General features: G+C 69.7%; 17 protein-coding genes and 1 pseudogene. 6 read left to right on the top strand and 12 right to left on the bottom strand.

Features of this window, described 5'->3' with window-relative positions; genetic code table 11:
- Positions 1–9 precede the first annotated feature (9 nt).
- Together ACJX2R_RS02705 and ACJX2R_RS02710 are read right to left on the bottom strand one after the other, a co-directional pair.
- Positions 10–639 (bottom strand): hypothetical protein, encoded by a 630-nt coding sequence (locus ACJX2R_RS02705; protein WP_413098561.1) that lies wholly within the window; start codon positions 637–639, stop codon positions 10–12.
- A gap of 91 nt (positions 640–730) precedes the next feature.
- The gene (locus tag ACJX2R_RS02710) at positions 731–1525 is read right to left on the bottom strand and encodes an SDR family NAD(P)-dependent oxidoreductase (protein ID WP_413098562.1); all 795 of its coding nucleotides are present in this window, start codon (positions 1523–1525) and stop codon (positions 731–733) included.
- 306 nt (positions 1526–1831) lie between these two features.
- On the opposite strand from ACJX2R_RS02710, the gene ACJX2R_RS02715 reads away from it, so the two are divergent.
- The 3 genes from ACJX2R_RS02715 (at position 1832) to ACJX2R_RS02725 (ending at position 5402) form a co-directional block, all read left to right on the top strand.
- Positions 1832–3040, top strand: coding sequence for a right-handed parallel beta-helix repeat-containing protein (locus ACJX2R_RS02715; RefSeq protein WP_413098563.1), 1209 nt, complete (start codon positions 1832–1834; stop codon positions 3038–3040).
- Positions 3041–3160: 120 nt separating this feature from the next.
- Positions 3161–3997 carry an SAM-dependent methyltransferase gene (locus tag ACJX2R_RS02720; RefSeq protein ID WP_413098564.1) on the top strand — a complete coding sequence of 279 codons (837 nt, stop codon included), beginning with the start codon at positions 3161–3163 and terminating at the stop codon, positions 3995–3997.
- 142 nt (positions 3998–4139) lie between these two features.
- Positions 4140–5402 carry a YncE family protein gene (locus ACJX2R_RS02725; protein ID WP_413098565.1) on the top strand — a complete coding sequence of 421 codons (1263 nt, stop codon included), beginning with the start codon at positions 4140–4142 and terminating at the stop codon, positions 5400–5402.
- Positions 5403–5480: 78 nt separating this feature from the next.
- Here the strand turns inward: ACJX2R_RS02725 and ACJX2R_RS02730 are convergent, their stop codons facing one another.
- Positions 5481–6062: a winged helix-turn-helix transcriptional regulator gene (locus ACJX2R_RS02730; RefSeq protein WP_413098566.1), complete on the bottom strand. Its 582-nt coding sequence runs from the start codon at positions 6060–6062 to the stop codon at positions 5481–5483.
- Between ACJX2R_RS02730 and ACJX2R_RS02735 the strand changes: the two genes are divergently transcribed.
- Positions 5995–6990: an NAD(P)H-dependent flavin oxidoreductase gene (locus ACJX2R_RS02735; RefSeq protein WP_413098567.1), complete on the top strand. Its 996-nt coding sequence runs from the start codon at positions 5995–5997 to the stop codon at positions 6988–6990. The genes ACJX2R_RS02730 and ACJX2R_RS02735 overlap by 68 nt on opposite strands.
- Before the next feature lie 49 nt (positions 6991–7039).
- Here ACJX2R_RS02735 and gdhA read toward each other — a convergent pair whose 3' ends face one another.
- The 8 genes from gdhA to ACJX2R_RS02775 form a co-directional block, all read right to left on the bottom strand.
- Complete coding sequence (gene gdhA, locus ACJX2R_RS02740) at positions 7040–8386, bottom strand: NADP-specific glutamate dehydrogenase (RefSeq protein ID WP_413098568.1); 1347 nt, start codon at positions 8384–8386, stop codon at positions 7040–7042.
- 87 nt (positions 8387–8473) lie between these two features.
- Positions 8474–9103 carry a TetR/AcrR family transcriptional regulator gene (locus ACJX2R_RS02745; RefSeq protein WP_413098569.1) on the bottom strand — a complete coding sequence of 210 codons (630 nt, stop codon included), beginning with the start codon at positions 9101–9103 and terminating at the stop codon, positions 8474–8476.
- A gap of 32 nt (positions 9104–9135) precedes the next feature.
- Positions 9136–10305: a pyridoxal phosphate-dependent aminotransferase gene (locus tag ACJX2R_RS02750; protein ID WP_413098570.1), complete on the bottom strand. Its 1170-nt coding sequence runs from the start codon at positions 10303–10305 to the stop codon at positions 9136–9138.
- Between the two features lie 23 nt (positions 10306–10328).
- Positions 10329–11126 carry an SDR family oxidoreductase gene (locus ACJX2R_RS02755; RefSeq protein ID WP_413098571.1) on the bottom strand — a complete coding sequence of 266 codons (798 nt, stop codon included), beginning with the start codon at positions 11124–11126 and terminating at the stop codon, positions 10329–10331.
- A gap of 53 nt (positions 11127–11179) precedes the next feature.
- The gene (locus ACJX2R_RS02760) at positions 11180–12184 is read right to left on the bottom strand and encodes a biotin-dependent carboxyltransferase family protein (RefSeq protein WP_413098572.1); all 1005 of its coding nucleotides are present in this window, start codon (positions 12182–12184) and stop codon (positions 11180–11182) included.
- Positions 12181–12918 carry a 5-oxoprolinase subunit B family protein gene (locus tag ACJX2R_RS02765; RefSeq protein ID WP_413098573.1) on the bottom strand — a complete coding sequence of 246 codons (738 nt, stop codon included), beginning with the start codon at positions 12916–12918 and terminating at the stop codon, positions 12181–12183. Before ACJX2R_RS02765 ends, ACJX2R_RS02760 begins: the two co-directional genes overlap by 4 nt.
- Positions 12919–12936: 18 nt before the next feature.
- On the bottom strand, positions 12937–13752 hold the full coding sequence (locus tag ACJX2R_RS02770) for a LamB/YcsF family protein (RefSeq protein WP_413098574.1): 816 nt from the start codon (positions 13750–13752) through the stop codon (positions 12937–12939).
- 58 nt (positions 13753–13810) lie between these two features.
- A complete protein-coding gene (locus ACJX2R_RS02775; RefSeq protein WP_413098575.1) occupies positions 13811–15187 on the bottom strand; it encodes an MFS transporter in 1377 nt (458 codons plus the stop codon).
- A gap of 477 nt (positions 15188–15664) precedes the next feature.
- Here ACJX2R_RS02775 and ACJX2R_RS02780 point away from each other — a divergent pair, with 477 nt between their 5' ends.
- Both ACJX2R_RS02780 and ACJX2R_RS02785 read left to right on the top strand, forming a co-directional pair.
- Positions 15665–16303 (top strand): RraA family protein, encoded by a 639-nt coding sequence (locus ACJX2R_RS02780; protein ID WP_262704513.1) that lies wholly within the window; start codon positions 15665–15667, stop codon positions 16301–16303.
- Between the two features lie 308 nt (positions 16304–16611).
- Positions 16612–17100: pseudogene (locus ACJX2R_RS02785) on the top strand (NAD(P)-dependent oxidoreductase); the annotation flags it as partial.
- A gap of 216 nt (positions 17101–17316) precedes the next feature.
- Here the strand turns inward: ACJX2R_RS02785 and ACJX2R_RS02790 are convergent.
- On the bottom strand, positions 17317–19668 hold the full coding sequence (locus ACJX2R_RS02790) for a glycosyl hydrolase family 95 catalytic domain-containing protein (RefSeq protein WP_413098576.1): 2352 nt from the start codon (positions 19666–19668) through the stop codon (positions 17317–17319).
- Positions 19669–19741 lie beyond the last annotated feature (73 nt).

Consider the following 19741-nt stretch of genomic DNA (forward strand, 5'->3'; position numbering starts at 1 on the left):
GTTGGTTGATCATCCGTTGATGGTGCGAAGGAAGTGGTCCGCGTCCTCGGGTTCGCCCAGCCGTCCTGCTTCCAGCCAGGAGCCGTCGGCGAAGCGGAGCCGGAAGGTGGCGAATCCGCGCGGCTGGCCCGCCTCGCCCTCGACGCGGGCCTGGTCGCGGGGGAACTCCGCGACGATCTGGAAGTCGTCGGCCTTGGTGGGCGACAGCCGACGGCGGGGGGACGTGGCGATACAGACGCGATCGCGGGCCAGCATGACCAGGCGCTTGGGGTTGGGTGAGTGCCCGTACCAGTGCAGGAGCAACTGGCCCGCCGTCAGGCTCCAGTCGCCGTCGAAGACCTGGTTCGTCGGATCCTGTCCGCGATCGCGGCCGGAGGCGGAGGAGCGGGCGTTCGGCCGGTCACGTCGGCCGGTGCCCAGCTTGTCGAGCAGCATCACCGGGACGACGACGAAGAAGAACACCACGGCACCGACGTACAGCAGCCAGTGGTGCCCCGGCTTCAGCCGCCCCCTGCCCGCGGCGCGGTGTACCTCTTTGGGCGGCGTGGGAATGGGTTTGTGGAGCTCGCACCAGACCAGGGCCGCGGGCTCCTCGCCCAATATCTTCCGGGCCCGCCGATGGACCGCGCGCTTCGCCATGCCGAAAATCCTAGAGGAGCCTTCCATGCGCCCCCCGAGAGGCCCGGTATATCCATGCTGGGCGGTTTGCCCGAGCGGTGGGCGGCCGGCCTTACGGCACCAGCGCGATGCCCCCGTCGACGCGCAGATTGATTCCGTTGATGTATCCGGCCGGCGGGCTGACGAGAAACGCGACCGCCGCCGAGATATCCGCCGCGGTGCCGAGCCTGCCCGCCGGGTTCGGGGCGTACTCCGCCACCACCAGCGGTTCCAGCTCTGTCCACTGCTCCGGCCAGCCTCGCGCGGCCGCTCCGTCCTCGAACATCCGCCGCATGCCGTCCGTCACGATGACACCGGGGCTGACCGTGTTCGCGGTGATGCCGGATCCGGCCAGATGCCGGGCCAGGCTGGTCGTCATGTTGACCACCGCCGCCTTCGCCGCCGAATACTCGACCATGTTCGGCAACGGAGTCGTCGCGGCCCTGCTGCCCACATTGACCACCCTTCCCCATCCGCGCTCGCGCATCTGAGGCACCAGGGCCCGGATCATCCGCACCGCGGACGCGACGTTCCCGTTCATCGCCTCCAGCCACAGCTCCGGTTCCGCGGACTCCCAGTCGTGCTCGGCGAAGGGGCCGGCGTTGTTGACCAGTATCTCCACGCCCCACTCCCGGGCCCGCTCGGCCACCGCCTCGGCGGCGGCCTCATCGGCGAGGTCGCCGAGCACGACGTCCACCACCCCGCCGGCGGCCCGAAGCCGCTCCGCGACATCGCCGACGCGCGCCGGGTCGCGACCGTGCACCAGCACCGCGCACCCTTCGTCGACCAGCCGCCGGGCCACGGCGGCACCGATACCGCCACTGCTCCCCGTCACCATCGCCCGTCGTCCCGCAAGCTCCAGGTCCATGGTTCGCACGCTAGACCACACCTATGACAGTCGCGCCGGTCATCGAAGCGGATCAAGAGTATGGGAGCGCTCCCAACCTGCCACTGTAACTGGCGCACGACGAGCCCGGAAGGTCAGCCGCCATCTTGGTGAGGGACATTGACCTGCCTGCAAGCGCTTGCTAATTTTCCGACTCGCATTGCCGCACCACCACCCATCAAATGCGTTCACCTCTGGACTCTAACGATGAGAAGCGGCCAGCAACCGCTCTCATGCGTTGTCTGCCGTCTCCACGGCGGCTCCCCCACATCAGGAGGTCTCAGCGCCATGAAGCACTCTCGGACATACCCTCGCGTCCTCGTCGCCGCGGCGGCGACCTTGGTCGCGTCGGCGGGCCTGCTCACCGTCCATCCGACCGTCTCGCGGGCGCAGTCCGCGTCCTTCGACGCCGATGACTTATTCGTGTCACCGAAGGGCAGTGCCGACGCCCCCGGGACGGAGTCCTCTCCCACCACACTCGCCTCGGCGATCACCCGCATCACCCCGGGCGGCACGATCTACGCGCGCGGCGGGGCCTACAACCTCTCGCAGACGGTCACCATCGCACCGGACAACAACGGCACGTCGAGCGCCCGCAAGGAACTGGTCGCCTATCCCGGTGAGACCCCGGTGCTGAACTTCTCGGCCATGAGCGAGGATTCGGGGAACCGCGGACTCGCCCTCAACGGGTCGTTCTGGCACGTCTCCGGCATCACCGTCGAACGCGCCGGTGACAACGGAATCTTCGTCGGTGGCAGCGACAACGTCATCGAGCGCACGGTGACCCGCTTCAACCGTGACACCGGGCTCCAGATCTCCCGCATCGCCTCCAGCACCCCCCACGACCAGTGGCCCTCGAACAACCTCGTCGTGAGTTCGGAGTCGCATGACAACGCCGACTCCGACGGCGAGGACGCCGATGGATTCGCCGCGAAGCTCACGGTCGGCTCCGGGAACGTGTTCCGCTACGACGTGTCCCACAACAACATCGATGATGGCTGGGACCTCTACACCAAGAAGGACACCGGCCCCATCGGCCCGGTGACCATCGAGGACTCCCTCGCCTACGGCAACGGCACCCTCTCGGACGGCACCCAGAACTCCAACGGCGACCGCAACGGCTACAAGCTCGGCGGCTCGGATATCGCCGTCGACCACGTCATCCGGCGGAGCATCGCCTACCACAACGGCAAGCACGGGTTCACCTACAACAGCAACCCCGGCCATATGTCGGTGTCGGGCAACGTCGGCATCGACAACGGGCAGCGCAACTTCTCCTTCGACGGCGGCACTTCGGTGTTCCGGGACAATGTGTCGTGCCGCGGTGGCAGCAGCGGGACGAAGGACCGCATCATCGGTGACGCCGACAGTTCGAACCAGTTCTGGTCCGGGGCGAACGGATCCCGGTGCTCGTCCTACACCGGCGCGCTGAAGTGGTCCTTCGCCACGGACGGCAGCCTCCGTGTGTCCTTCGGCGGCCAGGAGTCGCCCTCCTGAGGTCACAACCGGTGTGCCTTCGCCCGTGGGTGGCCGACTCTCGCGCATATGCCGCCGGGAAAGACCTAGCCTGACCGTGCGGCTTGGCACCGAAGGCACACCCCCCACCCCGGAGCTCGCATGACTCACGAACTGCCGAATGCCCTGAACCTGCGAACGGACAAGGCTCACTCCGCCCGCATGTACGACTTCTACCTCGGCGGGAAGGACAACTACGAGGCAGACCGGGAGGCCGCCGGCAGGGTCGCGGCCTCCTACCCCGGCATCTTCGTATGCGCCAGGGAGAACCGTGCGTTCATGCACCGCGCCACGCGCGTGCTCGCCCGGGACCACGGCATCCGGCAGTGGCTCGACATCGGCACCGGCATTCCGACCAAACCCAATCTGCACGAGGTGGCGCAGTCCGTGGCGCCCGACGCCCGGATCGTCTACGTGGACAACGACCCGATGGTCCTCGTCCACGCGCAGACCCTGCTCAACAGCTCCCCGGAGGGCCGTACCGCCTACATCAGGGCGGATGTCAACGAACCCGAGACCATCCTCCGGTCCCCCGGGCTCATCGAGACGCTGGACCTGACCAAGCCCGTCGCCCTCAGCCTGAACGCACTCATGCACTTCGTCACCGACGCCCAGGACGCGCACGGGCTCGTCCGCCGTCTGATGAGCGCGCTGCCCTCGGGCAGCGCGCTCGCCCTCAGCCACTGCACACCGGACTTCGATCCCCAGACCTGGCAGAAGGTCACCGACATCTACAACCGGGCCGGAACCCCGGTGCAGTTCCGTGACAAGTCGGCCGTGGCGGACTTCTTCACCGGTCTGGACCTGATCGAGCCGGGTATCGTCGTCGGCCACCGCTGGCGGCTGCCCGCCGAGGACGGCGGAGCGGCCCCGGAGGACGGCCCGGTGCCGAGCGACGCCGAGGTCAGTCTGTGGGCCGGCGTCGGCATCAAGCCATAAAGGGATACCAGTCCTCCATCCGAAGTTGAGAACCTGTCATTTTTTGCCGTCGGAGCTCTTGTGGGAGATGCCCGCCTTCATTACTTTCCAGTAGGTGGCGCCCCGACGATGACAGACCCCCATCACCTCCAATGGAGTGACCATGCCTCCCGAGCACCGTGGCTCCACCCGAACGATTCTCTCCCTCGCCGCCGCCGTGGCGCTGGCCATGACCGGTTCCACGGCGGTGAGCGCCTCCGCACAGCCGAATACGGACGGCCTGCGGGAAGTGATGTTCGTGGGCAACAACTGGGACGGCACCGCCGACGTCATAAAGTCCACCGGTGACTTGGCCAGGATCGGCCGGATCAACGTCATACCGGACAAGGACCAGCGGCTCACCGAGATCTACCTCAACCCCATCAAACTCGCCTTCTTCCTGGGGATCCGGCTGGGGCCGGGAGAAGGCCACGACCAGTTCGTGGACGACATGTACTCCACCCCGGACGGCTCCGCCATCGTCGTCTCCCGGCCCAGCTTCGCCGACGTGGTCTCGATCGACGTCACGACGGGCAAGGTCAACTGGCGCTTCCCCGTGTCGGGATTCCGCGCGGACCACATGGCCGTGTCCCCCGACGGCAAACACGTCGCGGTGTCGGCTTCGACGTCGAACACCGTGCATGTCCTCGACATCGAGACGGGGAAGCAGCTCGGTTCGTTCTCCGCCGGTGACAAGCCCCATGAGAACGTCTTCACCGACGGCGGCAAGTATCTCTGGAACATGTCGATCGGCGAGGTCAACACCGACCTGGACGATCCGTCGATGGACTGGACGAAGGGCGACCGGCACATCACCGTGGTCGACACGACCACATATCGGCAGGTGAAGGTCATCGACATGCGCGAACGGCTCGACGCCTTCGGTCGCAAGGACCTGTCCGACGCCGTCCGGCCCGTCGCCTTCACCCCCGATGAGTCCAAGCTCTACTTCCAGGTCTCCTTCTTCAACGGGTTCCTGGAGTACGACGTGGCCAAGGACAAGATCACCCGTGCGAAGACCCTGCCGAAGAACCCCGAGACCAGCGAGGACCGGACCACCTGGGTCAACGACTCCCGCCACCACGGCCTGTCGATGAGCCCCGACGGCAAGAAGCTGTGCGTGGCCGGGACGATGGACGACTACGCGACCGTCGTGGACCGGGAATCGCTCCAGGAGGGCCCCCTGGTGCCGACCTCGAAGCCGTACTGGGCGACGGTGAGCGGCGACGGCACCTCGTGTGTCGTCTCCGAGAGCGGTGCCGACCGGGTCACCGCGATCGACTTCGCGACGGGCGAGAAGACCGCGTCCGTGTCGGTCGGCGACCACCCGCAGCGGGTGCGCATCGGCCATGTGGCCGCCGACTGGACCGGACCGTCGGCCTCGTAGCCGACGCGGACTCGGCGATCGACGGCGACGCGGAAGGCTATCGGGAGCGGTCCTCGGCGCGCACCACGGCCGCGACCCTCAGGTCCGCTCCTGCCCCGCATCGGAGATGTCCGGAACGCCGACGGCAGGGGTGCCCGGATCGGCGGACTGCTCGGCCAGTGTGGCGGCCCAGGTGGCCGACCATTCGACGAGGGGGCTGAGGGCGGTGCGAGCCTCCCGTCCCAGCGCGGTGAGGGCGTAGTGGCCGTCCGGCGTTTGATGCACCAGACGCGCCTCGATCAGCTCGACGAGGCGTTGACGCAGCACGCTGGAGGACATGTTCCCGCAGCGTCCCCGGAGAGCGCGGAAACCCAGGCCGCCTTCGTGCAGCTCCCACACCACTCGCAGGCTCCATCGCCGGCCGAACAGATCGAGCGCGGCCATGAGAGGGCGTCCGGTGGTCGAGCCACGCACCGGCCGTCCTGGTGTCGGTGCAACCATCGCGGTCCTCCTGCCCTCCCGTAGATCCACAGCCCCTGGTGTTTCGGTTTTCGAAACATTAACATCGCCCGGTGATTCGGAAACCGAACCGCTCCAATGCGTGGAGGGCAGCATGACGGCATTGACCACACCTCTGTGTCGGCAGTTGGGGATCGAGGTGCCGGTGGTGCAGGCGCCCATCGGGTCCGCGGTCACGACGGACCTGGTGGCCGCGGTGACGGACGCCGGCGGCCTCGGCACCCTTGCTCTGACGTGGGTCACCGCGGAAGAGGCGGTGCGCCGGATCCGGGAGGTTCGGCGGTCGACGCCGGGGCCCTTCGCCGTGAACTTGGTGCTGGACTTCCCGGTGGACGAACTTCTGGACGCCTGCCTGGCGGAGAGCGTGCCGGTCATCTCGACGTTCTGGGGCGATCCCTCGGCTGTCGCCGGACGCGCGCACTCGGCCGGCGCCGTTCACCTCCACACCGTCGGTTCCGTCGCCGAGGCCGAAGCCGCTGTTGCCGCCGGTGTCGATGTGATCGTGGCCCAGGGGTGTGAGGCAGGCGGCCATGTGCGCGGGGAGACCACCACGATGGCGCTCGTGCCCGCAGTCGTGGACGCTGTGTACCCGGTGCCCGTCATCGCGGCAGGCGGCATCGCCGACGGGCGCGGGCTCGCGGCCGTACTGGCTCTCGGGGCCCAGGCGGGATGGCTGGGCACCCGATTCCTGACGGCATGCGAGGCCGCCACGCACGAGGTCTACCGCCAAGCCGTCATCCGGGCGGCGCCGCAGGAAGCCGTGCACACCCGGTGCTTCGACGGAGGCTGGCCCAACGCACCGCATCGCGCACTGCGCAACTCCACGCTCAGCGCCTGGGAGGCCGCGGGCCGTCCCGCCGCGCCGAATCGTCCCGGAGAAGGCACCGTGGTGGCCCGCGGCGCCGACGGACGGGCTTGGCCGCGTTACGAGGACATGGTGCCTGTGCCCGGCATGTCGGGCGACCTCGAGGCTCTCGCCCTATACGCGGGCCAGACCGCCGGGCTTGTCCACGACGTCGTCCCGGCGGGCCGCATCGTGGCCGACATCGCCGCTCGAGCCGCGGCCCTCATGCGGACGCCGACACCCTGACGCTGTGTACGGCATCCGCACGGCCCCCGTGCACGGGAGTACTCCGGACTCAGACGACCCCCTGGGCGGTCATGGCCTCGGCGACACGGAGGAAGCCCGCGGTGTTGGCGCCGAGCACGTAGTCGTCGGCGTCGCCGCCGTAGGTCTCCGCGGTGGCGCGGCACTGCGCATGCACCCGCCGCATGATGGTGGCGAGCTGGTCCTCCGTACGTTCGAAGCTCCAGCTCTCGCGGGACGCGTTCTGCTGCATCTCGAGTGCGGAGGTCGCCACCCCGCCCGCGTTGGCCGCCTTGCCGGGGCCGAACAGAATCCGCGCGCCGCGGAAGACCTCGACCGCCTCGGGCGTGCACGGCATGTTCGCGCCTTCGGCCACGGCCAGCACACCGTTCTTCGTCAGCGCGGTGGCGTCCTGCTGGTGCAGTTCGTTCTGGGTCGCGCAGGGCAGCGCCACCTGGCACGGCACGTCGAACACCGACCCCCGGGCGGAGAACCGCGCGGTCGTCTTCGCCTCGGCGTAGGCGGAGATCCGCTCGCGGCGCACCTCCTTGATCTCCTTGAGCAGTTCCAGGTCGATGCCGTCCTCGTCGACCAGGTAGCCGGAGGAGTCGGAGCAGGCCACCACCCGTCCGCCGAGGGCGTGGACCTTCTCGATGGCGTAGATGGCCACGTTGCCCGATCCGGAGACCACGGCCCGCCGTCCGTCGAAGTCCTGGCCGCGCGTGGCGAGCATCTCCTGGGCGAAGAACACCGCGCCGTAGCCGGTGGCCTCGGTGCGGGCGTGTGATCCGCCCCAGCCGACCGGCTTGCCGGTCAGAACGCCGGACTCATGGCGGTTGGTGATCCGCTTGTACTGGCCGAAGAGGTAGCCGATCTCACGGCCGCCGACTCCGATGTCCCCGGCGGGCACATCCGTGTGCTCGCCCAGATGCCGGTACAGCTCCGTCATGAACGCCTGGCAGAAGCGCATGACCTCGGCGTCCGAGCGGCCCTTGGAGTCGAAGTCCGAACCGCCCTTGCCGCCGCCGATCGCCATTCCGGTGAGCGCGTTCTTGAAGATCTGCTCGAACCCCAGGAACTTGACGATGCCGAGGTTGACGCTGGGGTGGAACCGCAGCCCGCCCTTGTACGGGCCGAGGGCGCTGTTGAACTCCACCCGAAAGCCGCGGTTGACCTGAACCGTGCCCTGGTCGTCCACCCACGGGACCCGGAAGATCAGCTGGCGTTCGGGCTCGCAGAGCCGTTCCACGATCCTGGCGTGCAGGTACTCCGGGTGGGCCTGGAGCACGGGTCCTATCGCCTGGAGGACTTCGTGTGCCGCCTGGTGGAACTCCGTTTCTGCGGGATCCCGGCGGTGGAGATTGCCGTAGACGGCCTCGAGGTAGGCACTGACGTCCATGTGCGCTGTTCTCTCCGTTCGCATGCGGGCCGGCCGGGCGCCGGCACGAGCCGTGCTTCAGGCGCTGAAGTGCGCCGACAGCGTACTTCAGCCGGTGTCCGCCTTCGGTGGAGAAGGGACCGACCCGGATTCCTCCGGCGTGCCGTGCCGGGCCGCCGACCATCCGATCAGGGCTCCGCGCAGTGCGCCCATGAGTCGGGTGGCCGCCTCGTCCTCGGTCCGTCCGCTCTTGATGAGGTCGAGGATGTCCCGTGGATCGAACAACGCGTTCCACAGATAGAGGGCTTCGTCGCCCAGGTCTCCCAGGCCGAGTTCCTCGGCGGTCTGCCGCAGTGGCTCGGTGAGCGCCTCGGCCTGCGGGGTGAGGTAGCCGGTGCCCTCGCGAAGGCGCTCGAGGTAGCCGCGGTGCGAGCGCATCTGCGCCATCGCACCGCCGTGCTCGAGGACCAGGGACACCCAGTACCGCGACACCGCGTCGAGCTTGCGCAAGCCCCGGGTCGTCTGGGCGGCGCTGAAGTCCCTCAGTTCGGAGCCCACTTGCGCGCGGAAGGCGTGCAGGATCTCCTCCACGGAGGAGAAGTGGCGGTAGGCGGTCGCGGTGGACACCTCGGCATGCTTGGCGATCTCCGCGAGGCTGACCGGCCTGGGCGAGTTCTCGAAGAGCCGTGCCGCCGCCTTGATCAGGTGCCTGCGGTTGCGCTCGGTGTCACTGCGCATGGGACGACTCCTCCTCGCGTCCGGGACGGCGTTCATCGCAGGGCGGCGAGGCCGTGGGCCAGCCTGCGGACACCCTCGACGATGGACCGCGGGCCGGCGGCGTACGACAGCCGCAGGTGTCCCTCGCCCCGGGCCCCGAACTCGCTTCCGGGCCGGACGGCGACACCGTGCGCGCGCAGTGCCGCCACCACATCGACGGAGGGCAGGCCGAGGTCGTACCGCGGGAACTGGTAGAAGGCCCCCTCGGGCGCGCTGAGGGTGAGACCTGGGATCGAGGCCAGTTCCTTGCGCATGATCTCGCCGCGTTCCTCGTAGGCGGCGCGCATCCGGGCGATGTCATCCGCACAGCTTTCCACCGCGACGAGCGCGGCGTCCTGGATAAAGGTGTTCACCGACCCGTTGAAGGTGTTGTGGACGCGCGCGGCCGCCTGGATGAGGGGCGGCGGACCCCAGAGGTAGCCCACGCGCCAGCCGGTCATCGCGTAACTCTTGGAGAAGGTCTGGCAGTAGACGGTCCGCTCGCGCAGCCCGTCGACGGAGACGGCGGATGTGAAGGGCCGCCCGGTGTAATCCAGGTCGGAGTAGGCCTCGTCGGAGATGACGATCGTGGAGGTGCCGTCGAGCAGGCCGGCGAGCGCGGAGAGTTCCTCGTGGCTGTGGACGATGCCGGTCGGGTTCACGGGGTTGCAGAAGACGAAGAGCCTGGCGTCCGCGAGGGCGGCGGCGAGCCGGTCGAGGTCCCAGTGCAGGTCCGGACCGAGCGGGACGGGGACGACGACGCCCCCGGCCATGGCGACGAGGTCGGCGTAGAGGGAGTAGGTGGGGTCGGGGATGACCACCTTGTCACCGGGGTTGACGATGGAGAGGATCGAGGCGGCGAGACCGGCGGTCCCGCCCTGGGTGATCAGGATGTCGGCGGCGGAGACCGGCGCTCCGGCGGTGGCGGCGAGCTTCCCGGCCAGCGCTTCGCGCAGGGCGGGTTCGCCGAGCAGGGGCGAGTAGTGGGTCCGTCCGGCGCGCAGCGAGGCCTGGGCCGCCTCGGTCACCAACGGGGGCGTGTCGAAATCGGGTTCGCCCATGGCGAGGGAGACGAGGTCGGCCCGGGAGTGCGGCTGCTGTGTCCGGCGGGACGCGGCCGCGATCCGGGCGACGGCGTCGGCGGTGGCGAACCGGGGCGGCTGCGTGGTGACGGTGGGCGGCATGCGCTCCTCCTGGTGTCGGGTGGTCAGGCCGGCGGTGCGGCGTCGGCGGGCGCTCCGGCCCAGCGGCTGATCTCGAGGTCGCCGGAGGTGTCGCGCTGCCGGGTGGGCGCCACGACGATCTCCTGGAGGACGACGCGCTGGGGAAGGGTGACGGCGAGGCGGATGGCCTCGGCCACGTCCTCCGGCCGCACCATCGTGGCGCGCTCCTCCGGCTCCGGGGGCCGGGCGCGGTTGTCGAGGATGGGAGTGTCCGCTTCCCCGGGCAGTACGGTGATCGCTCGCAGCCCCTGGTCGCGGAAGGTGTTGTGCAGGAAGGTCATGAAGTTGCGGGCCCCGGCCTTGGCCGCGCCGTAGGCGGCCCCGCCCAGCAGGTTGGGGTTGACGGCGGCGAGCGAGGAGACGGTGACGATCGTCCCGGTGCCACGGCCGAGCATGTCGGGCAGGACGGCCTGGGTGAGCTGGAAGACCGCGGTGAGGTTCACTTCGAGCACTTGGCGCCACTCGTCGTGCGGGAGCCACTGCGGGTTGAGCACCGACGAGGCGCTGCCCGCGTTGTTGACGAGGATGTCGATCGGGCCGAGCTCGGCATGGACCTGTTCGACGACGCGGGTGACGTCCTCGGCGCGGGTGACATCCGCCGCGAGGGGAAGGGCGGTGCCGCCCTCGGCGCGGATCGTGGCCGCGACGGTGTCGAGGACCCGCTGTCTGCGGCCGATCAGCACGGCCGTGGCGCCGTCGCGGGCGAGCAGCCGGGCGGTCTCGAGGCCCATTCCGCTGCCCGCTCCGGTGATGAGCGCGATCCTGCCGGCCGACGGTGGCACCGCTCCTCCTTCATGATTCATCTGCGATTCCAATTGCAATTGAGAATATCTTCTCAGTTAGTGAGTGACAAGGGTTCCTTGAAACCGAGGGCGCCGAACGCCTCGGCGACGGCGAGCCCGAGGGCCCTGACCTCCGCCGCCCGCCGCGCGAACCGCCGCAGCGAGCTCTCCCGGTCGATCCAGCGGAACCGCAGTTCCCGGCCGGGGCCGGCCTGCCCGAGCATCGGCAAGGAGGCACGTGCGGCGACGCCGACGATCGGATAGCCCGCCGTCAGGCTCCGGTAGCGGCCGAGCACGATCAGTTCGTCCGCGTGCGGGATCTGCAACGCCCCGATGGGCACCCCGTGCGAGACGATCTCGGCGTCGGTGTCCGGATGCAGTACGGGGCCGTCGAGACGGAGTCCGACGTGGTTGGAGCGAGGGGTGACGACGTAGGCCGACTCCTCGATCACCTCGCGGATGCCGGGGATCGAGTGGATGCCGTGACTGGCGACGACGTCTATGACCCAGGGGCCGTCGTCGAAGCGTGGCACGGGGACGGGGAGCCGGAACAACGGCGGCTCGAACGGACCGCGGCCGAATCCCCCGAACCCCGTTTCCAGCAGTACGCGCGAGCCCGGGGCGAGGTTCTGCCCGAACCCCATCCGGGCGTCCGGGGCCGCGCTGCCCAGCAGCGTCCGCGCGGCCATCCTGCCGTTCACGGCCAGATAGACGCGGGCTCCCCGGTTCATATCACCGCGGACCCGTACCTCGTGCCCGGCGGGAACGACCAGCGGCGACCAGCCCCCGGCCGGCCCGCCCGCGACGGTGACCCGGGCGGGAGCACCGGTCACGGCCACCAGGACGTCCTCGTCGGGCACGAGCGCCAGCTCGCCTCCGAGGTTCTCGATCAGGGTCGCGCCCCGGGCATTGCCCACCAGGAGGTTCGCGACGGTCGCCGAGTGCTGGTCGGCGGCGCCACCGGTGGGCACGCCGCGGCGTTCGGTGTCGTGTCGGCCGAGATCCTGGAACGTCGTGATCCAGCCGGTACCGGTGATCTCGAGTGCCACGGTCTTCATGCGCCCTCCCCCGTCGGCAGCGGGAAGCCGGCGTTCAGCGCCTCGCCCTCATCCCGTGTGACGGGCACGAAGCGCACGATGTCGCCCGTCCCGAACGCGGCGGGGTCGGGGCGGGAGATGTCGACGATGGTGTGCGGAGTGCGGCCGACGACCCGCCAGCCGGTCGGCCCCGGGAACGGCTGGATGATCGCGTTGGTACCGGCGATCATGACGGCTCCGGGGGCGACATCCGTCCGTGGCTCGGCGCGGCGGCGCACCGGCCCGGGTACCTTCAGACCGTCCATCATGGGGGCCATCGCCGCGCCGAGGAGGGCGACGGTGAAGGTGGACTCCGCGATCGCCTCGACGACCTCGGAGGGCGCGAGTCCCAGTTCTTCGGCGACCGAGGCCAGGTCGGGACCGCTGTCGTGGTCGAAGACGACGGGAATCGCGAAGGTCCGTACGGCTCGCCCGCCGTCCGTGGAGTCCGACGGGGACGGCGCCCACCGCGCCACCAGACGAGCCGCGTACTCCACGTGCTCGAGTGCGGTCCGCAGCGGATCGAACTCGATGAGCAGGGATTCGAGGCCGGAGACGACATCGAGCACACCGTGCGGGCGGTGCGCCAGGAACCGGTCGCGGAAGGCGACGGTCGCGGCTCTGCGGATCGCCCGGTCGGCGTGGGGGATGGTCACCATCACCGCCGAGTCCCCGAAGGGTTCGACGGTGATGGCGCCGTACTGTGCTGTGGTCATCGCCTGGTGCGCTCGACGTCAGCCGGCGAGCGCGGCCTCCGTCTTCTGTGCCTTCTCCGCCAGGACGTCCCGCAGTCCGGTGACCCGTATATCGGCGGCGTCGAGCGCGGCCCGCACGGCGGTGCCGTTCTCCAGCACGGTCGGGTGGTCGCCGTGCAGGAGCAGGACGTCCGCGTCATGGCCGAGGGGAACCACATTGCCGTTGACCGAGCGGACGGTGCCTTCCTGGACGACCTGGGCGGAGCGTCGGCCGATCAGTTCCGGGTCGTGGATCAGACCGCCCTCGTGCGAGCGGGACACCGGCATGCCGTCGTCGCCGTAACCGCGGTCGGCCAGGAAGACGTAGCCGACCTCCAGCCCGCGCTTGCGGGACTCCTCGGCGAGCAGCCCGCGCTGGCAGATGACGATGTAGTCGGTGTTGTAGGCGGCGATCGCGTCGGTGATGGCCCGCGCGTGCTTGGCGTCGGTCTGGGCGATGGAGCCCATGCGGCCGTGCGGGGCCACGTGGCTGATGGTGCCGCCGTGCACCCGGGCGAACGCGTCGAGCGCGCCGAGTTGGTAGAGGACGTCCGTGCGGATCTCCGCCTCGGTGGCCTCGATGAGCCGGCGGCCGAAGCCGACGAGGTCCGGGTAGCCGGGGTGGGCGCCGAGCTCGATGCCCCGCTCGACACAGTCGGCGACGGTTTGGTCCATGATGCGCGGGTCACCGGCATGGAAGCCGCATGCGATGTTCGAGGAGGTGACGAGGCCGAGCAGGGCGGCGTCGTCGCCGATCGTGTAGTTGCCGAAGCTCTCGCCGAGATCGGCGACGACGGCTACGGAATTGCTTCCCATGAGGTGTCTCCTGAGGTAGGGGCGGGCGGTTCAGCCAGGTGCGCGGGGCTGTCCCGGCTCAGTGGCCGGCGAGGGGCCGGCCCTTGGTCTCGCGTACGAAGGCGACAGTGGCCAGGGTGATCAGAGCGGTGAGGATGGAGGCGTAGGCGGGGATCATGTTGGAGCCGGTCGATTCGATCAGCTCGGTCATCACCAGGGGGGCGCTGCCGCCGAAGATGATGGTCGAGATGGAGAACCCGATGCTGTAGGCGGAGTAGCGCACGCTGGTCGGGAACATCTCGGCAAGCGCGGTGTGGACGACGGCGGCGTGTCCGGAGAAGGCGATCGCCAGCACGATGGTGCCGATACAGGCGAGCCCGAACTCGCCCGTGGTGAGGAGCCGGAACATCGGGTACGAGACGGCGGCCATGGCCACGGCCGAGCCGGCGAGGACGGGTTTGCGGCCGATCCGGTCCGACAGGCGGGCCATGAGCGGGATGCATATGGCGATGGCGATCAGGCTGAACGCCGTGACCGTGAGGGCGCGCAGCATGGAGAAGTCGTGCTCGCCGAGCGATGTCTTCAGGTACGTCGGCATGTAGACGAAGAGCAGGTAGTAGCCGGGGCCGTTGAGCGCGGGGAGGAAGATGGTCAGCCCGATCGCCTTCAGGTGGCGCGGTGAACTCAAGGCTTCCCGCAGCGGGTTGCGCGCGACCGTCCGCTGTTCGCGCAGCGCCTCGAAATGAGGGGTCTCCTCCAGCCGGCGGCGGATGTAGAAGCCGATGTACCCGAGGGGGACGGCCAGGAGGAACGGCAGGCGCCAGCCCCATGAGGTCATCGAGTCGTCGCCGAGCGCGGTGATGAGGATGGCGGAGAAGGCACTGCCGAACATCAGGGCGATGAACGAGCCCACGGCGATGAAGCTCATCATGTAGTTGCGGCGCGCGTCGGGGGCGTACTCGCCGACGAAGGACATCGCGCCGGCCACCTCACCGCCCGCCGAGAAGCCCTGGAGCACCCGCAACAGGACCAGGAGGACGGGCGCCGCGACGCCGATGACCGAGTGGGAGGGGATCAGCCCGATCGCCGCGGTCGCGGTACTGATCAGGACCAGCAGGGTGGCCAGGAGGGACTTCCGGCCGATCTTGTCACCGAGGTATCCGCAGATGACGCTGCCGAAGGGGCGGGCGGCAAAGCTGATCAGGAAGCCGACGTTGGTGAGGAGGAGGCCGCCGGCCTCGGCCTCCCCCATGAGGTCGATCGCGAGATAGGTGACGAGCAGGCCGTAGATGCCGTAGTCGTACCACTCGACGAAGGACCCGACCGCGCCCGCGAAGGTGGCTCTGCGGACCACCTTGTCATCGGCGGAGACGACATCGGCGGCTGCTGTATCGAACTGGCCCGGCACCGCATCCGGGCGGGCTGATGCGGTGTCGAGCCGATCTGACGCTGTCATACGCGTTCACTTTCGGTGTCGCGGACTCCGGAAAGGGTGTCCTGAAGAAGGATCGTGAGCTGGAGCCTGGTAACCGCCGCCGGCAGCCGCGGTGAGGGGTGGCTTCTGTATGTTCAGGAACCCGTCCGTCCAGGGCTCGCGGTGGTCCGTGCCGGACCGCTCGTCGCGACGGTTCCAAGGTGCGACTTGAATCGCGAATGAGAATAGATTCGCATTCTTGAGGTGGTCAAGGGTCCGCGTTGCCCCCACGTCAACCTTTCGATTCCGTCACCCTTCCGCCCCGTATTGCCGGAGTTGCCCGGCCGATCGAGACCGGTTCCGGTAGCGCACTCCCCCTCGCCGACCCTTGTCCCGCGACGCGGACCGATGCAGACTGACACCCATTGAAACGCGAAAACTTTCGCAGTTTCTGGGCCGTACGACACCCCGCCGGCGCGCTTCATCCCTCGCGCCGGACACCATCCGAAGGAGCCCTCGATGACTCAGGACAACGTGCGCGTGACACCCCCGTGGGAACGCGTCGACGGGCAGCTGCTGGACGGGTTCCGCGCCCACTCCGTGGCCAACCTCGGCGACGCGCTCGACCGGCTGAACATCGTCGACGGCGGCATCGCACCCGTCTGGCAGGGCGCCAAGGCCGTCGGAACCGCCCTTCCGGTCCTGACCGTCGCCGGGGACAACAAGGCGGTGATCGCGGCACTCGAGCACATACGCCACGGCGACATCCTCGTCATCAACGCCTTCGGCCACGACGGGCGTGCCGTCATCGGGGACAACCTCGCCCAGCGCTTCGCCGCGTACGGGGCCGTCGGCGCCGTCGTCGACGGCTATGTCCGCGACGCCGCGATCATCGAGGAACTCGGCGTCCCCGTCTTCGCCCGGGGGCTCACCCCCGCCGGCCCGTTCAAGAACGGGCCCGGAGCCATCGGCGAACCGGTCGCCATCGGCGGTGTCGTGGTGAATCCCGGAGACATCGTCGCGGCCGACGGCGACGGCGTCATCGTCATCCCGCCCCACCGGGCCCATGAAGCGCTGGCGTCGGTCCAGGAGATCGTCGCCCGCGAGGCCGCACTGGACGCCGAGGTCGAGGCACTGCGGAACGCGGGCGTCCGATGACCGGTCGGACCCAGCCGGAAGGCCGCCTCCGTGTCGCGGTCGCCGCCCCGCTGTCGGAGGAGAACCGCGCCCGCGTCAGGGAGCTGGAGCCGCGGATCGACCTCGTCGTCGACCATGATCTGCTGCCCCCGATGCGCTGGCCCGCCGACTTCGCGGGAGACCCGGCCTGGAAGCGCGGCCCCGCGGAGCAGCGCGCCTACGAGGAGGCCATCGACTCCGCCGACGCCCTGTACGGCGTCCCCGACGTGGACCCGGCCGCCCTGGCGCGAGCCGTCCGGGCCAATCCGCGCCTGCGCTGGGTGCACACCATGGCGGCGGGCGGGGGCGGACAGGTCAAGGCCGCCGGGCTGCGCCCCGACGAACTCGACCGGGTCCTCTTCACCACCTCGGCCGGGGTCCACGGACGCCCGCTCGCGGAGTTCGCCGTCTTCGGCGTGCTCGCGGGGGCCAAGGACCTGCCCCGCCTCAGCCGCCAGCAACGCGACCGGGAGTGGAGCGGCCGCTGGACGATGGGGCAGATCAGCCGCCAGACCGTGCTCGTCCTCGGCCTCGGCGGAATCGGCCGGGCCGTCGCCGGGGCACTCCAGGCGCTGGATGCGACGGTCATCGGCACGAGCCGGTCAGGCGCCACCGTCCCCGGTGTCTCCACCGTGATCCACCCCGACCGCATCACCGAGGTGGCACCGACCGTTGACGCCGTCGTGAGCACGCTCCCCGGCACCGAGGCGACCGAGCACCTCCTCGGCGAGCGGTTCTTCGACGCCCTGCGCCCCGGGGCCTCCCTGGTCAACGTCGGCCGCGGCAGCGTCGTCGACGAGGCCGCCCTGGCCCGCGCGCTCGACTCGGGCCGGGTCGGCTTCCGACCCGGCGGAGGACCGCCTCATCGCCGAACTCTTCGCCGCCAACGCCACCCGGCTCCTCGACGGACACGAGCTGATCAACCGGGTCGACACCGTCGAGTTCTACTGACCGGGGAGGCCGCCGCGCACCTGGCCGCTCCCCGGAGCCCCGGCTCAGTCCGGCAGCCCCCACGGCTTCGCGTCGCCGACGGCCGGTACGTCGCGCGGCCGCAGGTCCGGGTGGGCGCCGCGCGGAGCGACGACGGCCGTCTCGTCCCGGCCGAGCGGGATCTCGATACGGCCGGGCCCCGTCTCCCGGTACCGCAGCCGGCGGCCGTGCTCGTCCCGTACGTCGATGGCGCCGGCGATGCCGTGCTGGAGCACCAGTGGCGCACCCGCCTCGCTGTGGACCCGCACCCACCGGGTCCTGCCGTCGGAGCGGTCCGCGTCGACCAGGAACGCGCCCTGGGCGCGCAGGGCCTGGAACGAGACGTCGGGCCAGCGCCGTGAGACGGAGGGGAAGACCCGGACGACGCCGCCATGGCTCTGTATGCCCATGTCGAGGATCGACTGGGCCGTGGTCAGCGGGCTCTCGATGCCCAGGTTGGTGTCCTCCGCGTACATGGTGTTCGCGGTCATGTAGCAGTCCATGTAGGACTCGTCGAAGCGGTTCCCGGTGAAGGTGGTGAGGAAGTCGAGGGCGTCCTCGGGCCGCCCCATCCGTGACGCCATCGAGGATGCCGCCGCGTAGCTGTACCCCGCCCAGAGGCGGCGGTCCTTCGTCCAGTGGTCGAAGGTGGTGCGCATGATGTCCCGGTCGGCCGGCCGGTCCCAGGTGAGCTCGTGCAGCGGGTACAGCCACAGCATGTGGGAGAAGTGGCGGTGGGAGTCGGCGAGTGGTGTGCCGGCGCCGATCAGGACGCCGTCCGCGCCGCGCGGGTAGTCGACGAGACGGCGCAGGATCTCCCGCCAGCGCCCGGCGCGCGGATTGTCGGTGCGGAGGATGCGCAGACAGTCGAGGAGGGTGGCGCAGCCCCAGCGGAGCAGGGAGAGGTCGTAGGTGCAGTCCACCGCGTCCGCGTACTCCGGAGAGCGGGTGAGCGGCAGATGCAGCTTGCCGTCACCGCCCTCGTAGAGGAAGTGGTCGTAGTAGTTCACCGCCTTGACGAGGATCGGGTAGAGGACGTCGCGCACGATCGCTACGTCCATGGTGTGGCGGTAGCTGAGCCAGACGTTGTGCATGGCCCAGGAGAGGTTGCCGTTGTTGTCGGTCTTGGTGGAGGTGCCCGGGACGCCGACGGTGTGGGCGCCGGGGCGCAGCGTCCAGTCGGAGGGGTGGGACAGGGCGTAGATCTCCGCGTTCGGGATCTCGGGCGGGAGGGACAGCGGCAGGTTCTTCTCGAAGCGCTTGAAGGTGGAGGTGACGGAGTCGAGTTCGAGGTGGTTGGAGCCCTGGATCAGCCAGGTGGCGATCTGGACGTTGAGGTTCCACCAGACCGCGGTCCAGCTGCCGCCGGTCTCCGGGTACCAGGGTCCCCACTCGGACATCGAGGGTCCTCCGGCGCGGGTGGCGCAGGCGGCCTTGTAGAGCTGGATCCAGTAGAAGTCCTGAATCCGCTTGTCGGGTACGGAGAGCAGACTGCGCTCGTAGAAGCGGTGCCACCAGCCGCGGTGCTCGCGCACCAGGTCGTCCGGGTCCTCGGCCAGGGTCCGCGCCACCTCGGCCACGGCGAGTTCGGTGGTCTTCGAGAGGTCGTCGGGGTGGCGGTAGACGATATGCGCGGCGAGCAGCCTGCCGGTGCCGACGCGGCGTTCCCGCCAGGCCGTGGTCCACCCGCCACCGGCGATCAACGGCTGTTCGACGTAGTGGGTGTCGCCCGTGGAGCCGGTGCGGGGGTCGGGGTTGCCGGTGTAGTCGGCGGGTTTGCCCTTGGTCCGGGGCGAGGTGGCGGACATCCATGTGAACGACCAGGCGGCGCTCTCCTCCCCCGCGCTGGGCCGGGTGGAGATCAGCAGCGCGGTACGGGCGTTGTGCACCAGCATCGAGAAGCGGACGCTGCCCCGGGTGGTGGTGACGGTGCCGCGCAGCTCGGCGTCCCAGATGTCGAGGGTCCAGTCGACATCGGTCACCTCGCCCGCCAGCGTGAGGTCGAAATGGCCTATGGGCAGCCGTGAGTAGCCGTACGTGGCAGCCCACTGGGGTCGCTGGTCCTGTACCTGGTTGTGGCTGACCATCACCTTCACGGAGTTGGCCGTGGCGCCCCGGTAGACGTTCACCCCGAGCAGGCCGTTGGCGAGGAAGGGACCGTCCTTCCAGTCGCCGGGCATCCGCCGCCAGCGCGGAGCGGCGGCCCTGGCCAGCCGTTCGGGCAGGCTTCCCGACCCGCCGGTCCCCCCGGACGCGGCCCATGCGGTACCCGAGCCGGTGAGCCGCCCTCCGGCACCGAGCGCGACCGCCGAACCGGCTGCGGCCGCCGAGCCGATCACTCCTCTTCGAGAGATCCCGTTCCCTGTTGTCGGGGTCACGTATGTGCCTCCCATATCCGTGGGTGAACTACCCGGCATGGTGCAGGCCATAGGAGGCCCAGGGGAAGACCTC

Source organism: Streptomyces sp. Inha503 (assembly GCF_047215865.1).
Taxonomy (GTDB): Bacteria; Actinomycetota; Actinomycetes; order Streptomycetales; family Streptomycetaceae; genus Streptomyces; species Streptomyces lycopersici.

Excerpts from the sequence above, each read along its gene's own strand:
- ACJX2R_RS02705 (WP_413098561.1), bottom strand. The coding sequence starts at position 639 with ATGGCGAAGCGCGCGGTCCATCGGCGGGCCCGGAAGATATTGGGCGAG.
- ACJX2R_RS02710 (WP_413098562.1), bottom strand. The coding sequence starts at position 1,525 with ATGGACCTGGAGCTTGCGGGACGACGGGCGATGGTGACGGGGAGCAGT.
- ACJX2R_RS02715 (WP_413098563.1), top strand. The coding sequence starts at position 1,832 with ATGAAGCACTCTCGGACATACCCTCGCGTCCTCGTCGCCGCGGCGGCG.
- ACJX2R_RS02720 (WP_413098564.1), top strand. The coding sequence starts at position 3,161 with ATGACTCACGAACTGCCGAATGCCCTGAACCTGCGAACGGACAAGGCT.
- ACJX2R_RS02725 (WP_413098565.1), top strand. The coding sequence starts at position 4,140 with ATGCCTCCCGAGCACCGTGGCTCCACCCGAACGATTCTCTCCCTCGCC.
- ACJX2R_RS02735 (WP_413098567.1), top strand. The coding sequence starts at position 5,995 with ATGACGGCATTGACCACACCTCTGTGTCGGCAGTTGGGGATCGAGGTG.
- ACJX2R_RS02730 (WP_413098566.1), bottom strand. The coding sequence starts at position 6,062 with ATGGGCGCCTGCACCACCGGCACCTCGATCCCCAACTGCCGACACAGA.
- gdhA (WP_413098568.1), bottom strand. The coding sequence starts at position 8,386 with ATGGACGTCAGTGCCTACCTCGAGGCCGTCTACGGCAATCTCCACCGC.
- ACJX2R_RS02745 (WP_413098569.1), bottom strand. The coding sequence starts at position 9,103 with ATGCGCAGTGACACCGAGCGCAACCGCAGGCACCTGATCAAGGCGGCG.
- ACJX2R_RS02750 (WP_413098570.1), bottom strand. The coding sequence starts at position 10,305 with ATGCCGCCCACCGTCACCACGCAGCCGCCCCGGTTCGCCACCGCCGAC.
- ACJX2R_RS02760 (WP_413098572.1), bottom strand. The coding sequence starts at position 12,184 with ATGAAGACCGTGGCACTCGAGATCACCGGTACCGGCTGGATCACGACG.
- ACJX2R_RS02765 (WP_413098573.1), bottom strand. The coding sequence starts at position 12,918 with ATGACCACAGCACAGTACGGCGCCATCACCGTCGAACCCTTCGGGGAC.
- ACJX2R_RS02770 (WP_413098574.1), bottom strand. The coding sequence starts at position 13,752 with ATGGGAAGCAATTCCGTAGCCGTCGTCGCCGATCTCGGCGAGAGCTTC.
- ACJX2R_RS02775 (WP_413098575.1), bottom strand. The coding sequence starts at position 15,187 with ATGACAGCGTCAGATCGGCTCGACACCGCATCAGCCCGCCCGGATGCG.
- ACJX2R_RS02780 (WP_262704513.1), top strand. The coding sequence starts at position 15,665 with ATGACTCAGGACAACGTGCGCGTGACACCCCCGTGGGAACGCGTCGAC.